12 protein-coding genes are annotated in these 10,204 nt (G+C 59.5%); 7 read left to right on the top strand and 5 right to left on the bottom strand.

The window, feature by feature from the left end:
* From AACZ55_RS13745 to AACZ55_RS13760, 4 genes are all read left to right on the top strand, one after another.
* Positions 1-396: oligopeptide/dipeptide ABC transporter ATP-binding protein (locus AACZ55_RS13745; protein ID WP_339646974.1), on the top strand; the 396-nt coding region annotated here is incomplete at its 5' end.
* Between the two features lie 9 nt (positions 397-405).
* Positions 406-1,641, top strand: a complete 1,236-nt coding sequence (locus tag AACZ55_RS13750) for an amidohydrolase family protein (protein WP_339646977.1) — start codon at positions 406-408, stop codon at positions 1,639-1,641.
* A gap of 6 nt (positions 1,642-1,647) precedes the next feature.
* Entirely contained in the window at positions 1,648-2,025 is a 378-nt protein-coding gene (locus AACZ55_RS13755) for a CidA/LrgA family protein (protein WP_339646979.1), read from the top strand.
* The gene (locus AACZ55_RS13760) at positions 2,018-2,719 is read left to right on the top strand and encodes an LrgB family protein (protein ID WP_339646980.1); all 702 of its coding nucleotides are present in this window, start codon (positions 2,018-2,020) and stop codon (positions 2,717-2,719) included. The genes AACZ55_RS13755 and AACZ55_RS13760 overlap by 8 nt, the downstream gene beginning before the upstream one ends.
* On the opposite strand, the gene AACZ55_RS13765 is transcribed toward AACZ55_RS13760, so the two are convergent.
* The 5 genes from AACZ55_RS13765 to AACZ55_RS13785 all read right to left on the bottom strand — a co-directional run bounded on the left by AACZ55_RS13765 (position 2,716) and on the right by AACZ55_RS13785 (position 7,004).
* A complete protein-coding gene (locus AACZ55_RS13765) occupies positions 2,716-3,222 on the bottom strand; it encodes a GAF domain-containing protein (protein ID WP_339646982.1) in 507 nt (168 codons plus the stop codon). The two genes, AACZ55_RS13760 and AACZ55_RS13765, sit on opposite strands and share 4 nt — an antisense overlap.
* 106 nt (positions 3,223-3,328) lie before the next feature.
* Positions 3,329-4,594 (bottom strand): glycerate kinase, encoded by a 1,266-nt coding sequence (locus tag AACZ55_RS13770; RefSeq protein ID WP_339646985.1) that lies wholly within the window; start codon positions 4,592-4,594, stop codon positions 3,329-3,331.
* An 83-nt stretch (positions 4,595-4,677) separates the two neighbouring features.
* Positions 4,678-5,559, bottom strand: a complete 882-nt coding sequence (locus AACZ55_RS13775) for a 2-hydroxy-3-oxopropionate reductase (RefSeq protein WP_338610759.1) — start codon at positions 5,557-5,559, stop codon at positions 4,678-4,680.
* A 131-nt stretch (positions 5,560-5,690) separates the two neighbouring features.
* Positions 5,691-6,566, bottom strand: a complete 876-nt coding sequence (locus AACZ55_RS13780; protein ID WP_339646988.1) for an aldolase/citrate lyase family protein — start codon at positions 6,564-6,566, stop codon at positions 5,691-5,693.
* Between the two features lie 144 nt (positions 6,567-6,710).
* Entirely contained in the window at positions 6,711-7,004 is a 294-nt protein-coding gene (locus AACZ55_RS13785; RefSeq protein WP_338608171.1) for a putative quinol monooxygenase, read from the bottom strand.
* 207 nt (positions 7,005-7,211) lie between these two features.
* Between AACZ55_RS13785 and AACZ55_RS13790 the strand changes: the two genes are divergently transcribed.
* The 3 genes from AACZ55_RS13790 (at position 7,212) to AACZ55_RS13800 (ending at position 10,086) form a co-directional block, all read left to right on the top strand.
* Positions 7,212-8,204: a TRAP transporter substrate-binding protein gene (locus AACZ55_RS13790; RefSeq protein WP_339646991.1), complete on the top strand. Its 993-nt coding sequence runs from the start codon at positions 7,212-7,214 to the stop codon at positions 8,202-8,204.
* A gap of 74 nt (positions 8,205-8,278) precedes the next feature.
* Complete coding sequence (locus AACZ55_RS13795) at positions 8,279-8,797, top strand: TRAP transporter small permease (protein ID WP_338608173.1); 519 nt, start codon at positions 8,279-8,281, stop codon at positions 8,795-8,797.
* 11 nt (positions 8,798-8,808) lie between these two features.
* Positions 8,809-10,086, top strand: coding sequence for a TRAP transporter large permease (locus AACZ55_RS13800; protein WP_338608174.1), 1,278 nt, complete (start codon positions 8,809-8,811; stop codon positions 10,084-10,086).
* The last annotated feature ends 118 nt before the right edge of the window (positions 10,087-10,204 follow it).

The following is a 10,204-nucleotide window of genomic DNA, read 5'->3' on the forward strand; positions in this document are numbered from 1 at the left end:
CAGGCGCAGATTTTGAACCTGCTTGCCGATTTGCAGCGCGACCTTGGCGTCTCCTACCTCTCGGTTTCCCACGATCTGGGCGTCGTCGAACACATTTCGCACCGCGTCGCGGTGATGTATCTGGGCAAGATTGTCGAGATCGCCGACAAAAAGACCATCTTCTCGGTGCCCCGACATCCCTATACCGAATTGCTGATGGGTTCGGCGCCCTCGCTCGATCCGCGAGCCCGGCACACGTTTTCGGCCTCCAATGACGACATTCCCAGCGCCACCAACAAGCCGTCGGGGTGCGCATTCCACACCCGCTGTCCCTTGGCCAGCGAAGTCTGCCGTAAGCACGAGCCCGAGTTGACCACACGCGATGACGGGCAGCTCGTGGCCTGTCACCACCGATAAGGACCGCCCATGACCACCAGCTATCTGTTTACCGGCGGCAAACTTCTCGATCCCCACGAGGGTATTCTAAAAGACGGACTGGACGTGCTCGTTACCGGCGATCGCATCGCCGAAATCGGTCCTGGCATTACCCCGCCCGAGGGCGCACAGGCCATTGCCCTTGATGGCCGTACGCTCATGCCCGGCCTTATCGATTGCCACGTGCATGTGGTGGCTGAAACGCTCGATCTTTGGGGCAATATGATTGCGCCCGCCTCATTGGGCGCGCTGCGCGCGGCACGGGTGATGAACGAGGCGCTTTCGCGCGGCTTTACCACGCTGCGCGATCTTGGCGGCGCCGATATCGGGCTGGTGCGCGGGGTGGAGGACGGGCTGATCGACGGGCCGCGCCTCGTCATCTGCGGCAAGGGCCTGACCACCACCGGTGGGCACGCCGACCTGCGCCAGCGCACCGACGATCGGCCGGGCCTGTTTTCCGACCGGGTCGGCTCCATGGGGCTGATCGCCGACGGCGTCGACAATGTCCGCGCCGTCTGCCGGACGCTCATCAAGGAGGGCGCCAATTTTATCAAGGTGATGGCTAATGGCGGGGTGTCCTCGCCCAACGATCCCATCCATTCGATCCAGTATTCGCGCGACGAGATCGCCGCGATGGTCGAGGAAGCCGAAAACGCCGGGCTTTACGTTTCGGCCCATCTTTATACCGACAAGGCGATCCGGCGCTGCGTGGAACTGGGTGTCCACTCGCTCGAACACTGTAATCTGATCGAAGCGGAAACCGCCCAAATGGCGGCAGAGGCGGGCTGTATCGCGGTACCGACCCTTGTGGCCTATGAGGCGCTGGCTATCGAAGGCAAGCAATTGGGCCTCGGCGCCGCCGAATTCGAGAAAATCGACATCGTGCGCAATGGCGGGCTGCGCTCGCTCGAAATCATGGCAGAGGCCGGCCTGCCCATGGCATTCGGCTCGGACCTTCTCGGGCAATTGCGCAAATATCACTGCATGGAGTTCGAGCTACTTGCCAAGGTGCTCTCGCCCGCAGAGATCATCCGCTCGGCGACAACGATCGGTGCAAAACTGTGCCGGCTTGAAGGCGAGGCAGGCGAGATCTCAAAAGGAGCATCCGCCGATATGATCGTTGTCGATGGCGACCCGCTTTCCGATATCTCCTTGCTCGGAGACGATGGCGCGCATATGGCTTTGATCATGGCCCGTGGCCGCCTGCACAAATCAAACCTGGTCTAGTCATTGATGCTTTTGGGGCTGTTCGTCCTCCTGGCCTGCCAACTGGGCGGCGACATCGTCACGCGGGCCCTTTCGCTACCGGTTCCCGGGCCAGTGATCGGCATTTTGCTGCTGCTGGGGGTAATGGTTGTCGCCCGCTACCTTCCAAAACGCGACCGCAGTGTGGGCGCACAGATTGAGACCGCGGCCGAGAGCCTGCTCGGCTGGCTGGGACTGTTTTTCGTGCCGGCCGGAGTGGGAATTTCCCAGCATTTCGATCTTGTGGCTGCCAACGGGTTGGCGCTGACACTCGTGCTGGTCGTATCGAGCGTTTTGACGTTGGCCGTCACCGTATGGGTGTTCATCCTTGCCCGGCGGCTTTTTGGAGCGCGCGGCAATGGGTGACGGGCTCTGGGTGTTTTTGGCGGCCAGTCCGCTGTTCTGGCTCACGCTGACCATCGGGGTCTTTTTGCTCGCCAGCCGGCTGGCCAAAGCCAGCGGCAATCACCCCCTCGTCAATCCGGTGCTGATCTCGGTTGGCGTCCTCGTTGCGATCCTGCGTCTGACGGGGACGGATTATCTCGAATATTTCGACGGTGCCCAGTTCATCCATTTCATTTTGGGACCTGCCACGGTGGCGTTGGCCATTCCGCTGTGGCGGCATCGGGCAAGGGTGCGGGAGCTGGCGGTGCCCATCCTTGCGGCGCTTGTCGTAGGAGCACCGTTTGCAATGTTTTCCGCCGTACTGATCGCCAAAGCGCTCGGACTCCCCGAAACGCTGCAGATGGCGCTGGTCCCCAAATCGGCCACTGCCGGCATTGCAGTGGGTGTGGCCGAACAGATCGGCGCCAATGGTTCGCTCGTTGCGGTCTTTGTGATCGTGACCGGAATCATCGGCGCTGTCATCGTCACTCCGTTGATGAATGCCATGGGGATCAGGGACTATGCAGCGCGCGGGTTTGCTGCAGGGCTGAGCGCACACGGCATCGGCACCGCCCGCGCCCTTCAGGTCGACCCGCTGGCGGGCGCGTTTTCCGGGCTTGCCATGGCCCTCAACGGCATAGCGACCGCCATCCTCGCCGGCTGGCTGTTTTCCTAGCCCAACTGGGCAATCTCGCTCCGAAAGGCATCGACGAGATAGGGCGCGATCCGCATGGCGATGGCGAGTTTTTCCGCATCATAATGATGTTCTGCATCGAGAATGGCGATGGTGCCGAGCAGGGTTTTCTGGCCGATGATCGGCACGTTGATGGCCGAACCCAATCCGAGCGAAGCGATCAATTCATGATCGAAGAACGCCCAACGTATCGCGTCCATGTCCCGGCCGAGAAAGGGCTGATGCCGCCTGATGACCAGATCACCCCAGGGCGTATCGCCCATGGGCTTGCGTCCCGAGAGCGGATAGTCCGCCGCGTTCGTGCTCCAGAACCGCTGCACTTCCTTGCCGCCCGGCAATACCAGAAGGAGCGTGAACAGTTTATGCCCGACCAGGGCATTGAGCGCCGCATCAACGGCGCCATAGAGGGCCGGACGGTCCCCGTTGGCCAGGATTTCGGCAAGGCGATCAAGGGCATCGAGCTGGGTCTGTGCGGAGGGTGACATAGGTGGTTTCCTGAGGCGGATCGGTTCGCTCAGGCTTGCCAGCCCGGATGTGCAAGATCAAGCGTGACTTTGTGTCCCGCATCCGTCGCCCACCCGGCGCTCAGGATCATCTGATGAGGATGGCGCGAAAATCATTGACGTTGGTGTAAGTGGGGCCGGTGATCACCAGGCGTCCCGCCTTGCGGAAGAATGAATAGGCATCATTTCGATCGAGATGGCCGGCAGGATCGTGGGCATCGACCTGGTCGGCGGCAAAATCGAACCAGGCTCCGGCATTGTCTTCAGTGCCGTCAATACCGTCGGTATCGCACGAAATGGCGGCGACCCGACCGTAGGATTTGAGCGCCAGATAGAGCGCCAGGAGGAATTCCGAATTGCGCCCACCACGCCCTGCAGCCTCGGGGCGCAGGGTCACCGTCGTCTCGCCGCCGCTGAGCAGGACGCAAGGGGGGGCGAATGGTGTGTTGTACTGCACCACCGAACGCACGATGCCCGCCATAGCCGTTGCCACTTCCCGGGCCTCGCCTTCGATGGCATCTCCCAGGATGACGGGCGCTATCCCCATGGCCTCTGCTTCCCGGCTCGCCGCTTCAAGCGAGGCGCGCGGCGTCGCGATCATATGGACGGGCGAAGGGGTTGATTTGTCATCGGTCAATCCGTTGGCGAACAGCGCCCTTTCGGCATGGTCTGGAATATCAATCCGGAACCGCCGCAAGATAGAGCGCACCTCCTCGATGTCATTGGGCGCTACAATCGAAGGGCCAGATCCCACCGTCGCCGGATCGTCGCCTGGGACATCGGAAATGACGTAGGTGACCAGCCGGGCGGGCGCAGCGGCCAGCGCCAGCTTGCCGCCCTTTACCGCCGAAAGGGCCTTGCGGACCGCGTTCATCGCACCGATCGGGGCACCCGAGCGCAAAAGCTGGCGCGTTATATCCTGCTTGTCGGCAAGGGAAATGCCATGCGCGGGCATGGTCAACAGCGAGGAGGCGCCGCCCGATATCAGAACCACGACGAGATCGTCAGGCCCTGCCGAGTTGGCCAGTTCCACGATATCGCGGGTCGCCTTGAGCCCTGCCTCGTCGGGCACCGGATGAGCGGCCTCGACGATGGTGACGTGGCGCGTGGGGACCGAATGGCCATAGCGCGTGATGACCAGTCCCTCGACAGGCGCATCCCAGGCCTCTTCGAAAGCGCGGGCCATGCGGGCCGAAGCCTTGCCAGCGCCCAGAACGATGGTCCGCCCCTTGGGCCGTTCGGGCAGAATGTCTTGGAACTTACCGTCCGGCAGCGCCGCTTGAAGGGCGGCGTCGAAGAGACGCCGCAACACGGCTTCGGCGTTCAAATCGCCGATTTTGTTTTCAGCAAGCATCGCCGGACCTCCCCTCCCTTGCGATGCGCCCACCACACGGTCTTCGCCGTCTGTATATGGCCGGGCGCCCGCCAACTCAACGCTCAACCGATCTGATGATCAGCCTGGATTTCCAGCGCCCGGATCAGGGCCGAGTGGTCCCAGGCCTTGCCGCCATGTGCGGCGCACATACTGAACAGTTGCTGGCACAGTGCCGTTGCAGGCAATGCCATGTCGAGTTTACGAGCGGAATCCAGGGCGTTGTTGAGATCTTTCTGGTGCAGTTCAATCCGGAAGCCGGGATCGAAGGTGCGCTTGACCATCCGATCGCCGTGTAATTCGAGAATACGCGAGGAAGCAAATCCGCCCATCAATGCTTCGCGCACCCGTGCGGGATCGGCTCCGGCCCTGGAGGCAAAAAGCAGGGCCTCGGCGACCGCTTCGATGGTCAGCCCCACAACGATCTGGTTGGCGACCTTGGCGGTCTGACCGTCACCGACGCTTCCCACCAGCGTAATGTTTTTACCCATGGTTTCAAACAGCGGCTTGACGACGTCGAAATCGGAAGGGTTACCACCAACCATGATCGAGAGCGTCGCCTGCTGGGCGCCGACCTCGCCGCCAGAAACCGGCGCATCGAGATAACCGCATCCCTTTTCGGCGACGCGGGCGGCAAACTCTTTGGTCGCGATGGGCGAAATCGAGCTCATGTCGACGACGATCTTGCCTGCCGACAATCCCTCAAAGACGCCGGCTTCGTCGAACAGAACGGCCTGTACGTGCGGGGTGTCGGGCACCATGATGATGATCACATCGGACCGTTCGGCCACGGCGCGGGAGGATTGCGCGCGCACTGCACCCTTCTCGGTCAGCATTTTCGGAGTGTCCGAGCGGTCATAGACCAGCACGCTGTGTCCGGCATCGAGCAGATGGCCCGCCATGGGCGCACCCATGATACCCGTTCCAATGAATCCGATGTTCATGATTCACTCCTTGTGGTCCCCGATGGGGCGCAACATGAAATTGTGGCAAAGAGGGGCCGGCTCTCTGAGCGTGGCCGGCCCGCAACGTGACAGGGACGCCGCAACACTCCGCGACGTCCGGTTTGAACAAGTGTTCAGGGACGCGCTGTGGCTTCCATTTCCGCCTCATAACCACGGCGGATCAGCGAGCCTTCACTTCCGGCCTGGAAGCACGAGAAACCCTCGCGCTCGGCGCGCCATCCCAGCGGGCCGCAGGCCTGAATGCCGGCCGATTGTGCGGCATCGAGAACGCGATCAACGATCATCTCGTACTGCTCATCACCCTGGGCGTAGCCCGAGAAATTTCCGAGATCGGAACTGGCGATCATGATCCCGTCGACACCTTCGACTTCAGCGATTTCGTACACGTCTTCGACGCCATCCATCGTTTCGATCATCAGGATGACCACGACATTGTCGTTGAACGTTTCACGATAACCGCCAGGAACGTCGCTGTAGAAGCTCCAGCGCTGGCCGCCGCCACGGCTGTGGCGTCCGTCGGGCGGAAACTTGACCCAGGAAACCGCTTCCTCGGCCTCTTCGACCGAATCGATCGTTGGATAGACAATCACCATGGCGCCAGCATCAAGGGCATGCTGGGCTTCGCGCTCGTCAGTATAGGCGAGACGGACGCCATGGGCAGCCTGAGCGTCCGGACAGGCCGCATACATATTGGCCACCGATTCCCAGCTGGTCTGGGAATGCTGCATTTCGACCCAGGTGAAGTCGTATCCCGCATTGGCCATCGCACAGTAGATCTGGGGATCCTGCTCGTTGATCGTGCCGCCGACAAGATCTTCGCCATTCATAATCTTTTGCTTGGCACTGTTCCAGATCTCAACTTCCCCTTCCGCCTCATAGGCGGGGCCATATTCCCATTCCGATGCGATGAACTCTTCCTGAGCCAGCGCACCGCCGGCCATGGCGCAGGCCATCAGCATGGCCAGTCCGGTTTTGGTTGCAATGTACATTTCTCTCTCCCATTTTCCTCTAAAGGAACCGTAATAACATCTCGAGCATTTATGTTGTTATCGAATGAGTCAAACAGTATTGTTGTTTATTTATATTATAAATTACACTTTTATATCATACTATTATAGTTGACCAGGTCCGTTTTATTCGACCAACAAGTTGAAGAATTCACGCTCGCGCTTTTCAAGCTGGGGGACCACGCGTCCGGCGATGATGCGCTCGAAGTGGGGGGTGCGCCGGTGGGCGTCGGCCGCCGGTTCGTCGATATAGACTTCGCAGAGCAGAAATTGATTGGGATGCTCCTGAGACTCCCAGACCTGGTAGCTGACGCAACCCGGTTCGGAACGGATCATCTCCTGTTTCATCTCTATGAGATCGGCCAACACCTGATCACGGGCGCCGTCCTTGATGAAATAGCGGGCGGTCATCAAAATCATGTCGCATACTCCTGCTCGGTGATTTTTCGATTGCCATCGCACGGAGTAATTGTCAAAGTATATTTGTTTAATACTATCGTGGTATCATAATACTAATTGATTTTTTGTTGACGTTTACTTTTATTTCTTCAAGACTTACTTCCAACCCGACCGCCAGCCCGGAGCGGCATGGCCACGGGGCAGCATTAATCTGGAGGAGTGAAAGACATGAATTACTTAGGTTGGATCAAGGGCGCTGCCCTGGCCGGTGTCGCAACGATAGCATTGACCGCCGGCTCAGCACAGGCTCAGACCGTCTGGCGGATCAACGTTTCCATGCCCCAGGACGGTCACCATGGCATCGCCATCGATACGTTCGCCGAGGAGGTCGAGCGCCTCACAGAAGGGCGCTATGTGATCGAGACCTTCTATGCCGGGTCGCTGGGCGGGGAGCGCGAATCCATCGAGGGCGTTCAACTGGGTACGCTTGAATTGACCTTCACCTCGACGGGCCCAGTGCCCAATTTCGTGCCTGAACTTTCGATCCTGGACATCCCATTCCTGTTCCGCGATTACGAGCACGCCCGTGGAGTTCTCGACAGCGAGATCGGCGACGAGTTGCTCGGCCGTTTCGAATCGCACGGCATCAAGGGGCTTGCCTGGGCCGACAATGGCTTCCGGCATATGACCAACGACATTCGCCCGATCGAAAGCCCTGAAGACCTTGACGGTCTCAAGCTGCGCACCATGGAGAGCCCGGTCCACATTGCCGCGTATCGCGAGTTCGGCATCCTGCCCACGCCTATGGCTTTCCCCGAAGTTTTCGCTGCCCTTCAGCAAGGTGTCGTCGACGGTCAGGAAAATCCCCTTTCGGTGATTGAATCGAACAATTTCGACGAGGTTCAGCAGTACCTTTCGATGACAGGACATGTTTTTTCGCCCTGCGTGTTCTTGATGAATCTTGACCTGTGGAATGGGCTTTCGGAAGAAGATCAGGCCCATTTCGTCGAGGCTGCCCAGGCTGGTACAGCCGCAAATCGGGCTCGCGTCGACGAGGATGAAGCAACCGCCATTGAAACTATGCGCGCCGATGGAATGGAAATCCTCGAAGACATTGATCGTGATGCCTTCGTTGCAGCCCTCTCGGAGGTCAATGCGCAGTTCGCGGAAGAGTTCGGGGCCGAAGAAGTCCAGGCGATCCGCGACTGGCAGCCTGAATAAGTTCTGCTTTCCGCTTTCCTGCGGGCGCCCATCCGGCGCCCGCATACCGGCAATTTCATTCAAGGACGACGTAGATGCAGGCGGCCTTACGATATTTCTTCATCTTCGACAAAGCGCTCAACGCGGTGATCTCGGTTGTCGCGGTCCTGGCCCTGGCCGTGGCGGCGTGTCTTGGCTTTTTGCAGGTGCTCTCGCGCTTTGCCCTTAAGATTCCGCTCGAATGGACCGAAGTGACCATCCGAATCGCCTTGGCATGGATGGTGTTTGTAGGTGCGGCGCTGGTGTTCAGGGCCGGCGCCATGATCGCGGTAGACATGATGCGTCATCTTCTGCCCACCCGGTTCCGGCGTCTCCATGACGGCTTTGTCACCCTGGTCGTACTGATCTTTCTGGCATTGTTGGGCTATTGGGGCTTTGACTACGCCAACCGCAGCGCCAGCCAGACGCTTCTGGGACTGGATTTCATCTCGGTCTATTGGGCCTATATCGCCATTCCCATCGGCTGTTTCTGTTCGGCCGTCGCTGTCATCGCCAGATTTATCGAGCACGACCCGGTCACCGATGATGACCAGGAACTCACACTCGTCCATTAAGGTAATTGCTCATGGCTATCCTCATGCTCGGAGTCATGCTCCTGGGCTTTGTCCTGTCGATCCCCATCGCCGTGTCGATCGGCCTGGCCGGCGCGATCGGCCTGATGACCGCCAACACCAGCCTGCTCATCCTGCCCAAGGAAATGTATACGGCGATCGACAAATTTCCCCTGGCCGCTATCCCCTTCTTCATTCTTGCGGGCACGATCATGGAACGGGGCGGCATTTCCCTGCGGCTTGTCAATTTCGCCAAGTCAATCATCGGCGGACTGCAAGGGGGGCTCGCGGCCACCTGCGTTCTGACCTGCATGATGTTTGCTGCGGTTTCGGGTTCGTCGATCGCCACGACGTTCGCGATCGGTGCCATTCTCATTCCCGCTCTCGTCCGTGACGGCTACCCTCGTCCCTATGCGGCTGCACTGCAGGCCAGTTCGGCCGAGTTGGGCATCATCATCCCGCCTTCCATTCCGTTGATCCTTTATGGGGTTTCAACGGAAGTCTCGATCGGCGAGCTGTTTATAGGCGGCATAGGTCCAGGCATTTTCGTGGGCACGGTGATGACCATTGGCGTTCTGATCTATGCCCGCTTGAAAGGGTTCGGCAAAGTCGCCAAGGAAGACCGGCTGTCGGTCACTGCCGCGGGCTGGCGCGCACTTCCGGCGCTGTGCCTGCCCGTGGTCATTCTCGGTGGGATTTATTCAGGCATAACGACACCGACCGAGGCCTCGATCGTTGCGGTGTTCGCGGCGCTTTTGATCGGAATGTTTATCTATCGGGAAATCAGCCTGCCCGATCTTTTCCCGATCTTTCACAAGGCAGTGATGTCGACCGTAATGATCATGATCATCATTTCTGCTGCCGGGCTGTTTTCCTATCTCATCACCCGGGCCGGCGTTCCCAACGCTATCGGTGTCTATCTGCGCGACACCTTGAGCGACCCCATCCTGTTTCTGCTGGCGGTCAATGTGGTTTTGCTGTTCATCGGCATGTTCGTTGAGACCAATTCATCCATCCTGGTGCTCTCGCCCATTCTGGTGCCGGTGGCTATCTCGATGGGCATCGATCCGGTCCATTTCGGACTGATCATGGTAGTGAACCTTGCCATGGGGATGGTGACGCCGCCCCTGGGGGTCAACGTCTATGCCGCCTGTACGGTTGGGAATGTCGCGTTCGAAAAGGTCGTGCCCCGTCTTCTTCCCCTTCTGGGCCTGATGTTTGCCTGCCTGATGGTGATCACCTATGTCCCGCAAATAACTCTGACACTGCGCGACCTGTTCTACAGCCGGTAAGAACAGGAGCGCGGTTGGGGCCCCCGCCGGGGGCCCCTTTTTTATCAACGCAAGAAAAAGGCGGCCCTAGAGCGCGTCTTGATCTGATTGAATCGGTTTGGGATTCCCAAATCGATTT

This window comes from uncultured Pelagibacterium sp., from assembly GCF_963972885.1.
GTDB lineage: Bacteria > Pseudomonadota > Alphaproteobacteria > Rhizobiales > Devosiaceae > Pelagibacterium > Pelagibacterium nitratireducens.